The sequence below is a fragment of the Pseudomonas sp. I2 genome (genome assembly GCF_040984075.1).
GTDB lineage: Bacteria > Pseudomonadota > Gammaproteobacteria > Pseudomonadales > Pseudomonadaceae > Aquipseudomonas > Aquipseudomonas guariconensis_B.
Genome location: NZ_JBCGFQ010000017.1, coordinates 48626 through 66619, shown reverse-complemented (window position 1 = coordinate 66619; position 17994 = coordinate 48626). Strand labels below are relative to the sequence as shown.

Sequence of the window (17994 nt, the reverse complement as noted above, 5' to 3'; positions counted from 1 at the left end):
CATGAAACTCAATGGCATCCTGCCTGCCCTGGTCACCCCATTCGATGCCGCTGGCAAGGTCGATCACGACACCTTGGCCTCGATCCTCGAACATCAACTGGCCGCGGGCGTGAGCGGTTTCGTGCCGCTGGGCTCCACCGGCGAATACTATGCGCTGACCAACGAAGAACGCCGCCAGGTGCTGGCCACGGTGAAGGAAGTGGTCGGTGACCGTGGCACCCTGATCGCCGGCGCCAACGGCGCCTGCACCCGCGAGGTGCTGGAGCAGGTCAGGCAGACCGTCGAGGCGGGCTACACCCACCTGCTGATCGCGCCGCCCTACTACGCCCTGCCCTCCCAGGAGGAACTGCTGGCCCACTACAACACCATTCTCGAAACCTTCCCCGAGATCAACGTGGTGCTGTACAACTACCCGATCCGTACCAACGTCGAAGTCGGCCTGGACGTGGTCGCCGCGCTGCATGAGCACCCGCGCGTCATCGGCATCAAGGAAAGCAGCGGCAACCTGCTGCGCGCCATCGAGATCGGCGAGAAATACAAGGGCATCCAGCTGTCCTGCGGCTCGGACGACCAGGCCCTGGACTTCTACCTGTGGGGCGCCGACAGCTGGATCTGCGGCCCGGCGAACATTTTCCCGGAGAAGGTCGTCGCCTTCCACAAGGCGTTCACCAGCGGCGATATCCGCGGTGCCCAGCAAGTCATGCGCAGCCTGTTCCCGGCCATGGCCAACCTGGAAAGCGGCAAGTTCGTACAGAAGGTCAAGTACGGCGCCGAGCTGTCCGGCTTCAAGGTAGGCAACGCACGGGCACCGCTGCTGCCGTTGACCGACGAAGAAAAAGCCGAGTTCCGCAAGGCGTACGAGGCGTCGCAAGCCTGATGCACTCCCCCTGTGGGAGCGGGCCTGCCCGCGAATAGGCCGGCCCCTGACGACACCGGTATATGGCAAGGGCCATGCCCTTGTGTGCGGGACGAGCCCGCCCCCACAGGAACCCCACCACCTTTTGAAGAGCACGCCTCTCATGAACAACCCGCAAACGTCATCGCAACAGGCCGTGGTCATCGGTGGCGGCATTGTCGGCGTATGCTGCGCACTGTACCTGCAGCGCGACGGCCACCGGGTCACCCTGGTCGACCCTGCCGCGCCCGGCGACAGCACCGCGAAATGGAGCTGTGGCCAGATGGCGGTCAGCGAAGTCATCCCGTTGTCCAAGCCTGGCATCCTGATGAAGATCCCTGGCTGGCTGCTGGACCAGAAAGGCCCGCTGGCCCTGCGCCCCAGCGCGCTGCCGGGGATCCTGCCCTGGTTCATGCGTTTCCTGGCCTGTGCCCGCCCGTCGAAGATCCATGAGATCGCCCAGGACATGGCGCGCCTGACCCAGCATGTCTATGAAGACTATGCCCCTCTACTCGATGCCTGCCCGGACAAGGCTCTGCTTGGCGACCGGCCGATTATCGAGGTGTTCGACTCCCCTGCCGGCCTGGCCCACGAGCGCCCCCACCTGGCCTTGCGCAAGCAGTTGGGCTTTCGTTCCGAGGAGCTCGACGGCGCGCAGATCGCTGACCTGGAGCCGGCCCTGGCTGGCAAGTTCCAACATGGCCTGATGTTCCCTGACTGGCGTGCGGTGAACGACACCGAAGGCTTCATCGCCGCCCTGACCGAAAGCTTCATTGCCCAGGGCGGCAGGCGCGTGCGCCAGCGGGTGGTGAAAATCGATGAAAACCTCGACCAGGCGACTGGCGTGACCCTGGCCGACGGCAGTCGCGTACCCGCCGGCTTGCTGGTAGTGGCCGCAGGCACTGGCGCGCGGGCATTCTTCGACACCCTCGGCGTGAACATTCCGCTGGCGGGTATCGCCGGCTATCAGGCGGTGCTGCCACGACCCGACGTGGAATTTCGCCATTCGGTGATCTACGCCGACGGCGGCTTCTGCTTCGCCCCCATGACCCGCGGCCTGCAGATCGGCGGCACCCTCGAGTTCGCCGGCGCCGATGCCGAGCCCAATTTCAAGCGTGCCGAAATCATCATGGAAAAGGCCCGCCGCGTCCTGCCGCAATTGAACACCCAAGGCATGGAGTTCGGTGTCGGCTACCGCCCGTTCCTGCCCGATACCAAACCTGTGATCGACCGCTCGCCACGGCTGAAGAACGCCCTTTTGGCCTTCGGTCACGGCCAGCTCGGCCTCACCCTCGGCGCTACCACCGGCCGCCTGGTGAGCGACCTCGCTGCCCAACGCAGCCCAACCCAGGATCTCTCTGCATTCAGTGCCCGACGCTTCGCCGTCCTTGGAGGAAACGCATGAACCGCTACGACCAGTTCTACATCAACGGCCAATGGGTCAGCCCCGTCAATGGCGATAGTTTCGAGACCTTCGACCCGAGTGACGAGAGCCTGATCACCACGGTGGCAGCCGGTTGCGCCGCAGACGTGGACGCCGCGGTGAAGGCGGCCCGTGCCGCTTTCGACGAGGGCCCCTGGCCGCGCATGAGCGGCGCAGAGCGCGGCCGTTACCTGCGCAAGATCGCCGATGGGATTCGCGCGCGCCAGCAAGAGCTGGCAACCCTGGAGGTTCGCGACAATGGCAAACCGTTCCCCGAGGCCATGTGGGACATCGGCGATACCGCAGGCTGCTTCGACTTCTACGCCAACATGGCCGAAGCGCTCGATGCCCAGCGTGAAAAACCTGTCGCGCTGTCGGACGAGCGCTTCAGCTCGGTGGCGCGCAAGGAGCCGATCGGTGTTGCCGGGGCCATCGTGCCGTGGAACTTCCCAATGCTGATGGCCGCCTGGAAAGTCGCCCCGGCCTTGGCCGCAGGGTGCTGCATCATTCTCAAGCCTTCCGAGCAAACCTCGCTGACGGCGCTGGAGCTGGCCCGCATCGCCGATGAAGCCGGTCTGCCGGCAGGTGTGCTGAACATCGTCACCGGTTCCGGGTCCACGGTCGGCGCCGCGCTGACCGCCCACCCTGGCGTGGACAAGCTGGCGTTCACCGGCAGCGTCCCGGTGGGCAGCCGCATCATGCAAGCCGCGGCCCAGGACATCAAGAACGTCACCCTGGAGCTGGGCGGCAAGTCGCCCTTCGTGATCTTCGCCGACAGCGACATCGAAGCCGCCGTGGAGTGGATCCTGTTCGGGATCTTCTGGAACAAGGGCGAAGTCTGCTCCGCCACCTCGCGCGTGTTGGTGCAACGCTCCGCGTACGAGCCGCTGCTGGCCCGCCTTGCCGAGGAGGCGCGCAAGATCAAGATCGGCAATGGCATGGAAGAAGGCGTGCTGCTCGGCCCATTGGTCAACCGCAGCCAGTACGACAACACCCTGCAGGCGATAGCCCGCGGCCTGGAAGAAGGCGCCCGCCTGGTATCGGGTGGCGAGCGTCCGGCGCACTTGGACAAGGGGTTCTACCTGCAGCCGACCATCTTCGCCGATGTACCGGAAGACAGCTGGATCTGGAACGAAGAAATCTTCGGCCCGGTGGTATGCATTCGCCCGTTCGATACTGAAGAAGAGGCCATCAGCTCGGCCAACCATTCGCGCTTCGGCCTCGGTGCCGCGGTGATGTCCAAGGACCTGGAGCGCTGTGAACGTGTCGCCCGTCGCTTCCGTGCAGGTATTGTCTGGATCAACTGCTCGCAGCCGACCTTCACCGAGGCCCCATGGGGCGGCTACAAGCAGAGCGGCATCGGCCGCGAGCTGGGCGAGTGGGGCCTGAACAACTACCTGGAAACCAAGCAGATCACGCGCTACGACAGCGAACAGCCCTGGGGCTGGTACATCAAGTGAGGTAACACCCATGCGTTGGAAACAGACCCTGCAACTGGCCGAAGTGCACTGCGAGGGCGAAATCGGCAAAGTCATCACTGGCGGCGTCCTGGGTATCCCGGGCGCCACCCTGCTCGACAAGATGAACTACATCAACGAGGTCGATGACAGCCTGCGCCGCCTGGTGACTCTGGAGCCGCGCGGCTGCCTACAGATGTCGGTGAACCTGCTGCTACCGCCCACCCGCCCCGAGGCCCATGCCGCTTTCATCGTGCTGCAGGCCGACAAGGCGCACCCGATGTCCGGCAGCAACTGCATCTGCGTCGTCACCGCCCTGCTCGAGCTGGGCATGGTGCCGATGCAGGAGCCGGAAACCACCGTGGTCCTCGACACCCCGGCCGGTCTGGTGACCGCCCGCGCCCAATGCGCGGATGGCCGTTGCCTGAACGTCTCACTGGACATGGTGCCTGCGTTCGTGGAGCACCTCGACCTGGCCATCGAGACCGAAGCGTTCGGCACGCTCAAGGTCGACGTGGCTTTTGGTGGCGTGTACTACGCCCTGGTCGATGTCGAGCAGACCGGTTTGTCGATCGCCCCTGAACATGCCCGCGCCCTGGCCGATGCCGGGGTGGCGCTGAAGGCTGTGATCAACCGCCAACTGGCGATCCAGCACCCACTGCTGCCTTCGGTCAACGAAGTGGCCTACGTGATGTTCCGTCATCGGCTGGACGACCGCACCTACCAGACCTGCACCACCCTGCCCCCGGGGCGGGTCGACCGCTCGCCCTGCGGGACCGGCAGTTCCGCCAACCTCGCCACGCTGGCGGCGCGGGGGCTGGTGCAGGCGGGTGACCAGTTGGTGTCACGCTCGACCATCGGCGGGCAGTTCCAGGTCACGCTGCTGGGTCATACCGAGGTGGCCGGCCGCCCCGCGGTACTGCCTCGGGTAACCGGGCGGGCCTGGCTCTATGGCCTCCAGCAGATCGGTGTGGACCCTGACGATCCGCTGGCGGCGGGGTTCATGCTCAGCGATACTTGGGGGGTGGGCCTGGACCAATAGCCCATGCGCACCGTGGTGGGCAGGCGGAGCACGGTGCGTTCCTGCCTCTACTGCTCGACACCCGCCAGGCATGTTTGACGCAGCCGCCATCCCCGCAGCATGCTGCCGGCTACACCGTCGACAAGCACGGCAAGATAACGAAGGCCGCACGCGACCATGGCGCGGTCCAACCGAGAACCGATGATGGCAAAAGACAACGACCTCGAAGGCGGCCCCCGTCGTCACAGCGGCCGCTACATATATGAAGAACTGCGCAAGCAGATCCTGACGTTGAAGCTCAAGCCCGGCGTGCAATTGGATGAAGTGTCGCTCGCCGCCCAGTTCGGCCTGTCGCGCTCACCGGTGCGCGATGCCCTGGCACGGCTGATTACCGAAGGGCTGGTGGTCATCCTTCCCAACCGCACCACCTTGGTGACCCCGTTCGAGATCGAGGAATTCCCCAACTACATCTCGGCGCTGGACCTGATGCAGCGTGCGGTGACTCGCCTGGCCGCGACCCAGCACCGCGCCGAAGACCTCGAGGCCATCCGCCAGGCCGACGCGGCCTACCTCAAGGCCGTAACGGATGGCGACTTCCAGACCATGTCCGAGCTGAACAAGGCCTTCCACCTGGCGATCGCCCAGGCCGGCCGAAATCCGTACTTCATCAACTACTACGAGCGCTTGCTGAGTGAAGGGCAACGCCTGTTGCACCTGCACTTCGATCACGTGGTCAGCTCGGCGAGCACCCACCGGCTGGGCCGTGACCATGACGAGATCATCGATGCCATCGCCGCCCGTGATCCGGATGCGGCGGAAGCCGCTGCGCATGAGCATACGATGCTGTTTCAGCGCCGGTTCCTCGACTACATGCAACAGAACCTCACGGCGCGGATGTCCGTGGCGTAGTGCCAATTGGCACACGGCTGCGAACGGGGCACGGCTAACGCACTGACTGGCCCTCTTATAAAGGGGTTGCTCTGGGGCCAAAGCATGCCCCTCTCGACGCGTCGCTGGGGCATGGCTACGGTTTCTTTCTTGCGACAACAATGACCAGGATAGGGGATCAAGGCTCTCTAAAGGCACAATGTCTGCACGGCGAGCACCTCCCACCTGACTCCCGTTTATCGAACCAACTTGCAGGCTGGCCTTGCCTAAATCACACTGGCCAGCCCGCCACGTCCCCGGACGCCAAGATGCCTGACCTGTCGCTAAAACCAGCATTGCCCGGCATTGCGCTCAGGCGATGGCGCCTACTGCACCGCGTCAAGCAATCCCATGCCGCGGCGTTGTTCAACGTCACTCAGTCGACCATCTCGCGCTGGGAAAGCGGCGTACAGGCCATGGATCCCCTCGCACACGAAAAACTTGAACGACTGCTGGCCGCGCGCCTCGATGCAGCCGCCGATCAAGCGTTGGCCCGGCTGGTCAGGGAAAGCTCACGGCCCGTTCACCTCATTTGCGACCTGACGCATCGTTTGCTGGCCTGCTCCCCTTCGCGCGCCGCCCAGTTCGCCAGCCCGCTCAACGACCTGCTGGGTCGTTCGCTGTGGCGCTTCGCTACGCCAGAGATCGTCAGCAAGGAGTTCGCGCTGGATGAATCGGGGTGGCGGGAAGCCCTCGCACCGCCAGCGCTGGAGTTCACAACCGGCAACAACGACTCGTCCCTCGTGCCGATCAGCCAGAGCCTCTGTCGCTGGACACGCATCCCCCTCTCGGATGGAACGGCCGCGCGCCTGGTAGAGACGCTCTGACGGATCGCCCTCCCCTTTGCTCGCATATTTTATGCGTGGACGCTGAACACCTTCGGATCTAGGCTGGCCTCATCAAGGTGAACGGCATGCTGTTCACCGACGAAATCAGAGGGGTCTATGGACATCGAGAAACTCAAAGGGCGCCTTGCATTCCTGCGCGAGGCGGAAAAGCTCAAGGACGTGCTCAGAAGCGCACACACCTCCTCCGGGCGCACCGAAAGCACGGCCGAGCACAGTTGGCGCCTTTGCCTGATGGCCATTGTTTTCGAGGCGCAGCTAAGCGGCCTCGATACGCTGAAAATGCTCAAGATGTGCGTGATTCACGACTTGGGCGAGGCCATCAACGGCGACATTCCCGCCGTCAGCCAACACGCGTTTCCCAACAAGAGCCAGCAAGAGCGAAATGATCTTCTGCTCTTGACCCAGGCACTGGATGAAACGCTGCAAGCCGAGATACTGGCGCTCTGGGATGACTATGAACATGCACGATCGCCAGAAGCAAAAGCCGTCAAGGCGCTAGACAAGCTGGAGACCCTCCTGCAGCACAACCAGGGCAAGAACCCAACTGGCTTCGATTACGCATTCAATCTGGCCTATGGCAGGAAATACACCGATGCCGCCCCTCTATTCGAGGTGCTTCGCAGCATCATCGACAAGGACACCAGAGAAAACATCAGCATGAACATGACCATCCGCCCTGAACACCCCCAAGACATCAGCGCCATAGCCCAACTGACCGAGGCGGCGTTCGAGCACGAGGAGCATTCAAGCCATACCGAACAATTCATTGTCGATGCACTGCGACGCGCCAACCAGCTGACCGTCTCCTTGGTCGCGGTAGAACATGATGCGATCATTGGCCATGTCGCCCTTTCACCCGTCACGATCTCGTCCGGTGCAACGGGCTGGTACGGCCTTGGGCCTATCTCCGTGCAGCCGGGCCGCCAGGGGCAAGGTATCGGTTCGGCCTTGATGAAAGCCGCCCTTGCCCAACTACAGCGCCTTGGCGGGGCTGGCTGCGTGGTGCTGGGCGACCCAGGCTACTATGGCCGCTTCGGGTTCCGAGCCCACGCCGGCCTCACGCTGCCTGGCGTTGCGCCTGAGTACTTCCAAGCCTTGTCTTTTGGCGGTGAACTCCCCGAAGGCATCGTGGAGTACCACAAGGCTTTTGAAGCGACCGAGTAGCGAACGCCCCCTGGCATTCGCGCTCTGCCCGGCTAGCCCGCCGCGACGATCATTCGCCCAGCGGCTCGAATACAGATACCGCTCGCGCATCCACCGGCTTGGGCAGCAAGCCTTCGCGGTAGAACGCATCGGCGATGCGCTGCTGCTCATCGAGGTTGTCCAGCTTCACCGGCTGCACGTCATAGCTGCGCCGGGCATTGGCCTGCTGCACCGTGGCGCTGTCCAGGTTGCCCCACAGCGGCCCGAGGATACGTGCCGCGAACGTGCTCTGACAGCTTTTGCATGGACGTCGGCGGCCTGCGTCAGGGTCGCCGAGATCCAGTGGGCTTTTGCAAAAGCGAAGAAGGGCGACCCTTGCGGATCGCCCTTCTTCATGCCCGTAAACCGGGACTTTCGTTTGGTAGGCACAATTGGACTCGAACCAACGACCCCCACCATGTCAAGGTGGTGCTCTAACCAACTGAGCTATGTGCCTGTCGATGAGGGCGCATTCTACGCATTCCAAAATCGGTGTCAACTGTTTTTTTCACGCTAACCCACTGAATCTAAAAAATATTTGGACAGAAGCCAGCACCAGGGCCGAGTAAAGGATTTTCAACAGACGACTAGCGGGTGTTTATTATTATTGATAGCATCGGTACATTCGTTAAAAATATAAAACACGAGGTTCCCCGAGCATGGCCAATACCCCCTACCCCCAGTCCTACTACGCCGCCTCGGCCAACCCGGTGCCGCCACGTCCGGCGCTGCAGGGTGAGGTGGAGACGGATATCTGCATCATCGGCGCCGGCTACACCGGCCTGTCCAGCGCGCTGTTCCTGCTGGAAAACGGCTTCAAGGTGAGCATCGTCGAGGCTGCCAAGGTCGGCTTCGGCGCGTCGGGCCGCAACGGTGGCCAGATCGTCAACAGCTACAGCCGCGACATCGACGTGATCGAGCGCACCGTCGGCCCGAAGCAGGCGCAACTGCTGGGCCAGATGGCCTTCGAAGGCGGCCGCATCATCCGTGAGCGCGTGGCCAAGTACAACATTCAGTGCGACCTGAAGGACGGCGGCGTGTTCGCCGCGCTCAGCGCCAAGCAGATGGGCCACCTGGAGTCGCAGAAACGCCTGTGGGAGCGCTTCGGCCATACCCAGCTGGAGCTGATGGACCAGAAGCGTATCCGTGAAGTGGTCGCCTGCGACAACTATGTCGGCGGCATGCTGGACATGAGCGGCGGCCACATCCACCCGCTGAACCTGGCCCTGGGCGAAGCTGCCGCCGTGGAGTCGCTGGGCGGCGTGATCTACGAACAGACCCCTGCCGTGCGCATCGAGCGTGGCGCCAACCCGGTCGTGCACACCCCGCAGGGCAAGGTGCGCGCCAAGTTCATCATCGTCGCCGGCAACGCCTACCTGGGCAACCTGGTGCCGGAACTGGCGGCCAAGTCGATGCCCTGCGGCACCCAGGTGATCACCACCGAGCCGCTGGGCGAAGACCTGGCGCGCACCCTGCTGCCGCAGGACTACTGCGTCGAGGACTGCAACTACCTGCTCGACTACTACCGCCTGACCAGCGACAAGCGCCTGATCTTCGGCGGCGGCGTCGTCTATGGCGCCCGTGACCCGGCGAACATCGAGGCGATCATTCGTCCGAAGATGCTCAAGGCCTTCCCGCAGTTGAAGAACGTCAAGATCGACTATGCCTGGACCGGCAACTTCCTGCTGACCCTGTCGCGCCTGCCGCAGGTCGGCCGTATCGGCGACAACATCTACTACTCCCAGGGCTGCTCCGGCCATGGTGTCACCTACACCCACCTGGCGGGCAAGGTGCTGGCCGAGGCCCTGCGCGGCCAGGCCGAGCGTTTCGATGCCTTCGCCGGCCTGCCGCACTACCCGTTCCCGGGTGGTCAGCTGCTGCGCGTGCCGTTCAGCGCCCTCGGCGCCTGGTACTACAGCCTGCGCGACCGTCTGGGGATCTGAGTCCCTGGTTGGCGGGTACCGCCATGCCGGTACCCGTCAGTTGAGGTAGTTGCTGGCTGTACCGGCCTATTCGCGGCGGTTCGGCGCGAATAGGCCGGTACAGGCAAAGTCACTGCCCCAGGCTGCGCACCGCCTGCTTCGCCGCGATCTCCTGGCCCGCCCGGGCCAATTCGTCGGCAGCCTGCAGCCAGCGCTGTCGGTCCACCTGGGCCGGCAGTTGCCGTGGCGGCTGCACCAGCACCGCCCAACGCCCCTCCTTCGCCCATGCCGCCTGGAAGTCGTCGAATGCCATCAGTTGCCGACGATGCATCCCTGAGCGCAGCAACACGCGCTGCTTGTAGCTGTCATAGCCGATCAACACCGCATAGCGCGGCTCGCTCCACCAGGCCGCCCCCTCCTGGTAACGCAGCAGCACGGGATTGCCTGCGGCCACCTGGGCCAGCAGGGCGTCCAGGCGCTTGTCCAGCGGGTAGACGACCATGCCGTACTCCCGTGCCACCCTCGCAATGCCGGTTTCCAGCGCGTCGACACCTTGTGGCAGGTTCAAGGGCTTGTCCAGCAGGCCCGGGGTGATGCCCACCCCCTGCTGCGAGAGGACCGCCGCCAGGGCCATGGCACCGCTGTGATTGGCATTGCCGCGGTAGAACGGCACGCTGCTGATCTCGACCCGCTGCGGCAGGCCCTTGGGCGCGGGAGGTGGCGTGCCGGCGCATCCGGCCAGGCTGGCGATCACCAGGCACGCGGCCAGCAGGCGGCGCGGGCCCGTGGCCCGTGAGGTGAAGGAATCTTGCAACATGGACACTCGCTTGTTCGACGCCAGGCAGGCAGCGCCCGGCCATGGGTACCGATCATAGGCCGGGCACGCGCTTGGGTATAGCCCGGCACCGGCTTGGAACGAATCGGCCCAAGGGAATAGACCTTCGGTCAATGGAACGTCACGGGCAACGCGCTAGACTAAAGCAGTGTCTGGAAGGCGAGCGCAGCCCGCCTGAGAGAAGGAGGCACACATGAGCCTGACAATGGCAATCCTCATGCTGGTAGGTATGTGGCTCAGTGTCGCAGCCGCCATGCTGTGGGGTGTGTTGCGCATCGTGCGCCGTCACGCCCACCATCACCACCTGCCCCCCCAAGCCCAGCCCAAGCCACAGCCGGTGCGTCGTGCCCGGCGGCATGCGGGTGCGCATTGATCGGATAGTCCCAGGGCTGCAACGCAGCCCTTTCGCTATACAAGGCCCCAGCCCTCAGCCTTGCGCGGCTTCGCGCTTCACCCGCGCCCGGCGCGCCAGGATGTTGAGCACTTCGATCGCCGTGGAGAAGGCCATCGCGGCATACACATAGCCTTTCGGCACATGGGCACCGAAGCCTTCGGCGATCAGGGTCATGCCGATCATGATCAGGAAGCCCAGGGCCAGCATCACCACGGTCGGGTTGTCGTTGATGAACTTGGCCAGCGGGTCGGCGGCCACCAGCATCACCACCACAGCGCAGATCACGGCGATGATCATGATCGGCAGGTGCTCGGTCATGCCCACGGCAGTGATGATGCTGTCGACCGAGAAGACGATGTCGAGCAGCAGGATCTGGCCGATGGCGGCGGCGAAGCCCAGGGTCACGGTGGAACCGGCCTTGGCTTCTTCCTTGGCGCCGCGCGGGTCGACGTTCTCGTGGATTTCCTTGGTCGCCTTCCACAACAGGAACAGGCCACCGGCGATCAGGATCATGTCCTTCCAGGAGAAGCTCTGGCCGAAGACATCGATCACAGGCTCGGTCAGCTGGACGATCCAGGCCACGGTGGAAAGCAGCGCCAGGCGCATGATCAGGGCCATGCTGATGCCGATGCGCCGCGCCTTGGAACGGTAGGCCTCGGGCAGCTTGTTGGTGAGGATGGAGATGAAGATCAGGTTGTCGATACCCAGCACGATTTCCATGGCCACCAGGGTGGCCAGGGCAACCCAGGCGGTAGGGCTTGCGGCGAGTTCCAGCAAATATTCCATTGGTCGATCCTAAGTCGGGTCTGGGTCAGATGTCCTGGGTCTTGCGCTGGCCTTCATCGGCCTGGGGCTTTTCGCCCTGGGAGCCGAGCGCTTCGCTCAGGGCCTGCTGGGCAGCGTCGTTGGTCTTGTCGATGGCCTGCTTGGCCGACTCGGCGGCCTGGTCGAGCATCTGCTGGGCGGATTTCTCGGCCTGGTCGCAGCCCGCCATGGTGAACAGTGCCAGAACCAGCACCAAGGGGGTGCCGATGGATTTGAGTTGCAGCATGAAGTCCTCGCTCGTCGATATTACGCTGGCGCCCCTGGCGCCTGATGGGGTCGTATTCTAGAGAGCGCAATACATCAGGAAAATTCGTATTTTTGGCGGTTATACTTCGGCTTTTACGAACATTGGACATCCAGGATGCTCAATTACCGCCAGCTTCATTACTTCTGGGTGGTGGCCCGGACCGGCAGCATCGCCCGCGCCAGCGAACAGTTGAACCTGACCCCGCAGACCATCAGCGGCCAGATCAGCCTGTTCGAGCAGACCTACGGCCTGGAGCTGTTCCAGCGCGTCGGCCGCCAGCTCGAGCTGACCGAGACCGGCCGCCAGGCCCTGGCCTACGCCGAGCAGATGTTCCAGATCGGCGGCGAGCTCGAAGCCATGCTGCGGGCCGGGCCCCAGGAGCAGATCCTGTTCCGCGTGGGCGTGGCCGACGTGGTCCCCAAGTCCATCGTCTATCGCCTGCTGGCGCCGACCATGGAGCTGGACAGCGTGCTGCGCATCAACTGCCGCGAAGACAAGCTCGAACGCCTGCTCGCCGACCTGGCCATCCAGCGCCTGGACCTGGTGATTTCCGACAGCCCGATGCCCAGCCACCTGGACATCAAGGGCTACAGCCAGAAGCTCGGCGAATGCGGCCTTAGCTTCTTCGCCACCCCTGCCCTGGCCCACCGCCATGACCGGCCGTTTCCCGCTTGCCTGGACGATGCACCGCTGCTGGTTCCCGGCCAGGAAACCGTGGTGCGCAGCCGCCTGCTGCGCTGGCTGGCCGAGCAGCAGGTGCAGCCGCGGATCGTCGGCGAATTCGACGACAGCGCCCTGATGCAGGCCTTCGGCCAGTCCGGCAGTGGCATTTTCGTCGCGCCCAGCGTGATCGCCGAGGAAGTGTGCCGGCAGTATGGCGTGCAACTGATCGGGCAGACCGAGGCGGTGCACGAGTCGTTCTATGCCATTTCCGTGGAGCGGAAGGTGAAGCACCCGGGGATCGTGGCGATTACCGAGGGGGCGCGGCGGGAATTGTTTCATTGGTGACTTCGGCGGGGTCATGAGGGCGCCTTGCGCAACGCCCCCCCACGGCCATGCAGCACCGGTCAGCCAAGGCCTGTGGTAGAGTGGCCGGTTTTTACAAGAACGAGATTCTGCTGCACATGACCCCCGTCCTCCGCCTCATCAACCGCACCGGCCTGGTAACGCAGATCTGCATCGGCCTGGTGGCCGGTATCGTCCTGGCCCTGCTCGCCCCGGCCGCAGCCCGTGACCTTGCGTTCCTCGGCAAGGTCTTCGTCAGCGCCCTCAAGGCCGTGGCGCCGGTGCTGGTGTTCATCCTGGTCATGGCGTCGATCGCCAACCACCGCCACGGCCAGGAAACCCACATCCGCCCGATCCTCTGGCTCTACCTGCTGGGCACGTTCGCCGCGGCGGTGGTGGCCGTAGTCGCCAGCATGCTGTTCCCCTCGAACCTGGTGCTGAGCACCGGCGAAGCCTCGCTCAGCGCCCCCGGCGGCATCGGCGAAGTCCTCCAGGGCCTGCTATTGAGCGCCGTCGACAACCCGGTCAATGCCCTGCTCAATGCCAACTTCATCGGTATCCTGGCCTGGGCCATCGGCCTGGGCGTGGCCATCCGCCACGCCGGGCAGACCACCCGTACCGTGGTCGAGGACCTGTCCAACGGCGTCACCCTGATCGTGCGCGTGGTGATCCGCTTCGCCCCGCTCGGCATCTTCGGCCTGGTCAGCTCGACCCTGGCCCAGTCCGGCCTGGATGCCCTGCTCGGCTACCTGCACCTGCTGGCCGTGCTGATCGGCTGCATGCTGTTCGTGGCCCTGGTGGTCAACCCGCTGATCGTCTTCTGGAAGATCCGTCGCAACCCCTATCCGCTGGTGCTGCTGTGCCTGCGCGAAAGCGGCATCACGGCGTTCTTCACCCGCAGCTCGGCAGCCAACATCCCGGTCAACCTGGCGCTGTCGGAAAAACTCGGCCTGCATGAGGACACCTATTCGGTGTCGATCCCACTGGGTGCGACCATCAACATGGCCGGCGCCGCCATCACCATCACCGTGCTGACCCTGGCTGCCGTGCACACCCTGGGTATACCCGTGGACCTGCCTACCGCCGTGCTGCTCAGCGTGGTGGCGGCGATCTGCGCCTGCGGCGCCTCGGGCGTGGCCGGTGGCTCGCTGCTGCTGATCCCGCTGGCCTGCAGCCTGTTCGGCATCCCCAGCGAGATCGCCATGCAGGTGGTGGCGGTCGGTTTCATCATCGGCGTACTGCAGGACTCGGCGGAAACCGCGCTCAACTCCTCCACCGACGTGCTGTTCACCGCGGCGGCGTGCCAGGCGCAGGAGCGGCGTAGCGCTTGAGTCAGCGGGGCCGCATTGCGGCCCCTTCGCGGCGGTTCGGCACCCCGACAAGCCCGCTCCCCCAAAGCCCGCGCCGCTCTTGAGATCGGCGCCCCCGATTGATTAAGCCCAGCGCTTTACCTAGGCTAGTGGCCTTTTCCTCGCAATGAGACAGGGCCATGTCAGAACACGAAACCGCAGGCGAAGGCCGCTTCAACAGCATCGAGATCCGCGTGCTCGGTTCGCTGATCGAAAAGCAGGCCACCAGCCCGGAAACCTACCCGCTGACCCTCAACGCCCTGGTCCTGGCCTGTAACCAGAAGACCAGCCGGGAACCGGTGATGAACCTCTCCCCCGGCCAGGTCGGCCAGGCGCTGCGCGCCCTGGAAGGGCAAGGCATGACCCGCCTGCAGATGGGCAGCCGCGCCGACCGTTGGGAGCAGCGGGTGGACAAGGGCCTGGAACTGGTACCGGCGCAGTTGGTGTTGATGGGGCTGATGTTCCTGCGCGGGCCACAGACCCTCAACGAACTGCTGACCCGCAGCAACCGCCTGCACGACTTCGAAGACATCGACCAGGTCCAGCATCAGCTCGAACGCCTGGTGTCGCGCGGCTTGGCCTTGCACTTGCCACGCCAGCCCGGCCAGCGCGAGGACCGCTACACCCATGCCCTGGGCGACCCGGCGGAGATCGAGGCGATCCTCGCCGCGCGCCAGCAGGGTGGCGGCGAGCGCAGTGGCGCCAGCAACGTGTCGGAGGAGCGCATCGAGGCGCTGGAGGCGCGGATCGCCGCACTGGAGGCACGCCTGGCCCAGCTCGAAGGCTGAGTCAGGGCTGTTCGGGGTCGGGGAAGTTGCGGCAACTCTTGCGTTCGGCCAGCTCCCGGTCGCTGGGGCGCTGGTCGACGAATACGGTGCGCCCGTCGGCGTAGATTTCCAGGTAGCCCCAGTGCAGGTCCTGCTCCTTCTGCCCGGGCTTGGGTGGCTCGAACCACCAGGGTTCGCGGCTGATCAGGGTCATGGATGAGATTCCCGAAAGTGTCTGATTAAGCATAGACACCCGGTGAACCTGATTGACTTGAGCCATGCGTGACGAACCCTTCGCGCCGGACCGCCGCGAAGGGTTCGCTACAAGCTTACGCCGGTGCCGAGGTCCGGATCAGGTGATCGAAGGCTGCCAGGGAGGCCTTGGCGCCCTCGCCCACGGCGATGACGATCTGCTTGTAGGGCACCGTGGTCACGTCACCGGCAGCGAACACGCCGGGGATGTTGGTCTGGCCCTTGGCATCGACGATGATCTCGCCACGCGGCGACAGCTCGACGGTGCCCTTGAGCCAGTCGGTGTTCGGCAGCAGGCCGATCTGCACGAAGATGCCTTCCAGCGCCAGCTCATGCAGCTCGTCGCTGGTGCGGTCCTTGTAGCGCAGGCCGTTGACCTTCTCGCCATCCCCCAGCACCTCGGTGGTCAGTGCGCTGGTGATCACCTTGACGTTCGGCAGGCTGTGCAGCTTGCGCTGCAGCACCGCGTCGGCGCGCAGCTGGCTGTCGAACTCGATCAGGGTCACCTGGGCGACGATGCCGGCCAGGTCGATGGCCGCTTCCACGCCCGAGTTGCCACCGCCGATCACCGCCACGCGCTTGCCCTTGAACAGCGGGCCGTCGCAGTGCGGGCAGTAGGCCACGCCACGGGCGCGGTACTCCTGCTCGCCCGGCACGTTCATCTCGCGCCAACGGGCACCGGTAGCCAGGATCACGGTCTTGGCCTTGAGCGAGGCACCACCGGCCAGGCGCACTTCGTGCAGGCCACCATCGGTGGCCGGGATGAGCGCTTCGCCGCGCTGCAGGTTCATGATGTCGACGTCGTATTGCTTGACGTGCTCTTCCAGCGCGGTAGCCAGCTTGGGCCCTTCGGTCTCCTGCACCGAGATGAAGTTCTCGATGGCCAGGGTGTCGAGCACCTGGCCGCCGAAGCGCTCGGCCGCAACGCCGGTGCGGATGCCCTTGCGCGCCGCGTAGATGGCGGCGGAGGCGCCAGCGGGGCCACCGCCGACCACCAGCACGTCGAAGGCGTCCTTGGCGTTGATCTTCTCGGCCTGACGGGCACCGGCATTGGTGTCGATCTTGCCAAGGATCTCCTCCAGGCCCATGCGGCCCTGGCCGAAGACCTGGCCGTTGAGGTAGATGCTGGGCACGGCCATGACCTTGCGTGCCTCGACCTCGTCCTGGAACAGCGCGCCGTCGATGGCGACATGGCGCACGTTGGGGTTGAGCACCGCCATCAGGTTCAGGGCCTGGACCACGTCTGGGCAGTTCTGGCAGGACAGCGAGAAATAAGTCTCGAACAGGAACTCACCTTCGAGCGCCTGGATCTGTTCGATCACCTCTGCGCTGGCCTTGGACGGGTGGCCGCCGACCTGCAGCAGGGCCAGCACCAGGGAAGTGAATTCATGGCCCATGGGGATGCCGGCGAAACGCAGGCTGATATCGGCCCCGGGGCGGTTGAGCGAGAACGATGGACGACGGGCGTCGGTGCCGTCCTCGCGCAGGGTAATGTGGTTCGACAGGCCGGCGATTTCCACCAGCAGGTCGTGCAGTTCGCGGGACTTCGCGCCGTCGTCGAGGGAAGCGACGATCTCGATCGGCTGGGTGACCCGCTCCAGGTAGGCCTTGAGTTGCGATTTAAGCGTGGCGTCCAACATACGGGCGATTTCCTTTTTCAATCTCTTCAAACAAAAACGCCCAGGCAGGTGCGCCCGGGCGTTCGACGGGGCGGTGACAGCTTCAGGTGTGGCGGCTGCTCACCGCCCGCGGCTGGCGCACGGTCTTAGATCTTGCCGACCAGGTCCAGCGAAGGGGCCAGGGTGGCCTCGCCTTCTTTCCACTTGGCCGGGCAGACTTCACCCGGGTGGGCGGCGACGTACTGGGCAGCCTTGACCTTGCGCAGCAGCTCGCTGGCGTCACGGCCTACACCACCGTCGTTGATCTCGACGATCTTGATCTGGCCTTCGGGGTTGATCACGAAGGTACCGCGGTCGGCCAGGCCGGCTTCCTCGATCAGTACGTCGAAGTTGCGGGCGATGGCGTGGGTCGGGTCACCGATCAGCGGGTACTTGATCTTGCCGATGGTTTCCGAAGTGTCGTGCCAGGCCTTGTGGGTGAAGTGGGTGTCGGTGGACACACCGTAGATTTCCACGCCGAGTTTCTGGAACTCTTCGTAGTTGTCGGCCAGGTCGCCCAGCTCGGTCGGGCAGACGAAGGTGAAGTCGGCTGGGTAGAAGAACACGACGGACCACTTGCCCTTGAGGTCGGCTTCGCTCACCTCGACGAACTCGCCGTTGTGGTAGGCAGTGGCGTTGAACGGTTTGACCTGGCTGTTGATGATAGGCATGAGAGACGCTCCTTCATGGGGTTGAAAATCGTTGACGGAGAGAATCCTAACCAATGGGACCGGGAAAGGCTCATTGGCAAACCTCATGCTGCTGATTGGTTTTGGCTATAACCGGGGTTTATTAATAGAAGGGTTCGAGCTGAGCAAAGGATTGCGCGGGGCTGTCAGTCAAACAGCTGGGGCTGCTTTGCAGCCCATCGCCGGCAAGCCGGCTCCCACAGAGTCCCTGCAAACCGCGTCATCTAGGGTACGACTCGTACCTGTGGGAGATTACCCAGTCTTTGGGCTGCGCTGTCACGCAGAGAACTGATAGGGG

The 17994-nt window shown here is 64.3% G+C and carries 17 protein-coding genes, 1 tRNA gene and 3 pseudogenes; 13 read left to right on the top strand and 8 right to left on the bottom strand.

Translation table 11 applies throughout. The features are described from left to right. Position 1: 1 nt before the first annotated feature. The 8 genes and pseudogenes from WCE05_RS11050 (at position 2) to WCE05_RS11015 (ending at position 7735) form a co-directional block, all read left to right on the top strand. A complete protein-coding gene (locus tag WCE05_RS11050) occupies positions 2–877 on the top strand; it encodes a dihydrodipicolinate synthase family protein (RefSeq protein WP_225790652.1) in 876 nt (291 codons plus the stop codon). A gap of 142 nt (positions 878–1019) precedes the next feature. Further along, positions 1020–2300, top strand: a complete 1281-nt coding sequence (locus tag WCE05_RS11045) for an FAD-binding oxidoreductase (RefSeq protein ID WP_253081195.1) — start codon at positions 1020–1022, stop codon at positions 2298–2300. Next, positions 2297–3778 (top strand): aldehyde dehydrogenase family protein, encoded by a 1482-nt coding sequence (locus WCE05_RS11040; RefSeq protein ID WP_225790650.1) that lies wholly within the window; start codon positions 2297–2299, stop codon positions 3776–3778. Before WCE05_RS11045 ends, WCE05_RS11040 begins: the two co-directional genes overlap by 4 nt. 10 nt (positions 3779–3788) lie before the next feature. Beyond that, a complete protein-coding gene (locus WCE05_RS11035) occupies positions 3789–4817 on the top strand; it encodes a proline racemase family protein (protein ID WP_368815912.1) in 1029 nt (342 codons plus the stop codon). Positions 4818–5000: 183 nt separating this feature from the next. Beyond that, positions 5001–5705 carry a GntR family transcriptional regulator gene (locus WCE05_RS11030; protein ID WP_253081193.1) on the top strand — a complete coding sequence of 235 codons (705 nt, stop codon included), beginning with the start codon at positions 5001–5003 and terminating at the stop codon, positions 5703–5705. Between the two features lie 287 nt (positions 5706–5992). After that, positions 5993–6550 carry a helix-turn-helix domain-containing protein gene (locus tag WCE05_RS11025; RefSeq protein WP_368815911.1) on the top strand — a complete coding sequence of 186 codons (558 nt, stop codon included), beginning with the start codon at positions 5993–5995 and terminating at the stop codon, positions 6548–6550. 117 nt (positions 6551–6667) lie between these two features. After that, positions 6668–7225: pseudogene (locus WCE05_RS11020) on the top strand (HD domain-containing protein); the annotation flags it as partial. Positions 7226–7228: 3 nt separating this feature from the next. Then, positions 7229–7735 carry a GNAT family N-acetyltransferase gene (locus WCE05_RS11015; protein WP_253103293.1) on the top strand — a complete coding sequence of 169 codons (507 nt, stop codon included), beginning with the start codon at positions 7229–7231 and terminating at the stop codon, positions 7733–7735. Between the two features lie 49 nt (positions 7736–7784). Here the strand turns inward: WCE05_RS11015 and WCE05_RS11010 are convergent. Both WCE05_RS11010 and WCE05_RS11005 read right to left on the bottom strand, forming a co-directional pair. After that, positions 7785–7994, bottom strand: a pseudogene (locus WCE05_RS11010) (ABC transporter substrate-binding protein); the annotation flags it as partial. Positions 7995–8133: 139 nt separating this feature from the next. Further along, positions 8134–8210: transfer RNA gene (locus WCE05_RS11005), tRNA-Val, on the bottom strand. A 202-nt stretch (positions 8211–8412) separates the two neighbouring features. On the opposite strand from WCE05_RS11005, the gene WCE05_RS11000 reads away from it, so the two are divergent. Then, entirely contained in the window at positions 8413–9696 is a 1284-nt protein-coding gene (locus tag WCE05_RS11000) for an FAD-binding oxidoreductase (RefSeq protein ID WP_225790645.1), read from the top strand. A gap of 109 nt (positions 9697–9805) precedes the next feature. Here the strand turns inward: WCE05_RS11000 and WCE05_RS10995 are convergent. After that, a pseudogene (locus WCE05_RS10995) lies at positions 9806–10548 on the bottom strand (peptidase C39 family protein). A gap of 155 nt (positions 10549–10703) precedes the next feature. Here WCE05_RS10995 and WCE05_RS10990 point away from each other — a divergent pair. Further along, the gene (locus WCE05_RS10990) at positions 10704–10883 is read left to right on the top strand and encodes a hypothetical protein (protein WP_225790644.1); all 180 of its coding nucleotides are present in this window, start codon (positions 10704–10706) and stop codon (positions 10881–10883) included. A gap of 54 nt (positions 10884–10937) precedes the next feature. On the opposite strand, the gene WCE05_RS10985 is transcribed toward WCE05_RS10990, so the two are convergent. Together WCE05_RS10985 and WCE05_RS10980 are read right to left on the bottom strand one after the other, a co-directional pair. Beyond that, the gene (locus WCE05_RS10985; RefSeq protein WP_225790643.1) at positions 10938–11690 is read right to left on the bottom strand and encodes a TerC family protein; all 753 of its coding nucleotides are present in this window, start codon (positions 11688–11690) and stop codon (positions 10938–10940) included. Positions 11691–11715: 25 nt separating this feature from the next. Then, entirely contained in the window at positions 11716–11955 is a 240-nt protein-coding gene (locus WCE05_RS10980; protein WP_225790642.1) for a hypothetical protein, read from the bottom strand. A gap of 135 nt (positions 11956–12090) precedes the next feature. Here WCE05_RS10980 and nhaR point away from each other — a divergent pair, with 135 nt between their 5' ends. The 3 genes from nhaR to WCE05_RS10965 all read left to right on the top strand — a co-directional run bounded on the left by nhaR (position 12091) and on the right by WCE05_RS10965 (position 15118). Then, positions 12091–12984 (top strand): transcriptional activator NhaR, encoded by an 894-nt coding sequence (gene nhaR, locus WCE05_RS10975; protein WP_225790641.1) that lies wholly within the window; start codon positions 12091–12093, stop codon positions 12982–12984. A gap of 116 nt (positions 12985–13100) precedes the next feature. Further along, entirely contained in the window at positions 13101–14312 is a 1212-nt protein-coding gene (gene sstT, locus WCE05_RS10970; protein ID WP_225790640.1) for a serine/threonine transporter SstT, read from the top strand. Positions 14313–14470: 158 nt separating this feature from the next. Then, complete coding sequence (locus WCE05_RS10965) at positions 14471–15118, top strand: YceH family protein (protein WP_253081192.1); 648 nt, start codon at positions 14471–14473, stop codon at positions 15116–15118. Position 15119: 1 nt separating this feature from the next. Here the strand turns inward: WCE05_RS10965 and WCE05_RS10960 are convergent, their stop codons facing one another. The 3 genes from WCE05_RS10960 to ahpC all read right to left on the bottom strand — a co-directional run bounded on the left by WCE05_RS10960 (position 15120) and on the right by ahpC (position 17678). Continuing rightward, positions 15120–15311, bottom strand: coding sequence for a hypothetical protein (locus WCE05_RS10960; protein WP_225790638.1), 192 nt, complete (start codon positions 15309–15311; stop codon positions 15120–15122). Positions 15312–15426: 115 nt separating this feature from the next. Continuing rightward, a complete protein-coding gene (gene ahpF, locus WCE05_RS10955; protein ID WP_225790637.1) occupies positions 15427–16989 on the bottom strand; it encodes an alkyl hydroperoxide reductase subunit F in 1563 nt (520 codons plus the stop codon). Positions 16990–17114: 125 nt separating this feature from the next. Continuing rightward, positions 17115–17678 (bottom strand): alkyl hydroperoxide reductase subunit C, encoded by a 564-nt coding sequence (ahpC, locus tag WCE05_RS10950; protein WP_225790636.1) that lies wholly within the window; start codon positions 17676–17678, stop codon positions 17115–17117. Positions 17679–17994: the final 316 nt, after the last annotated feature.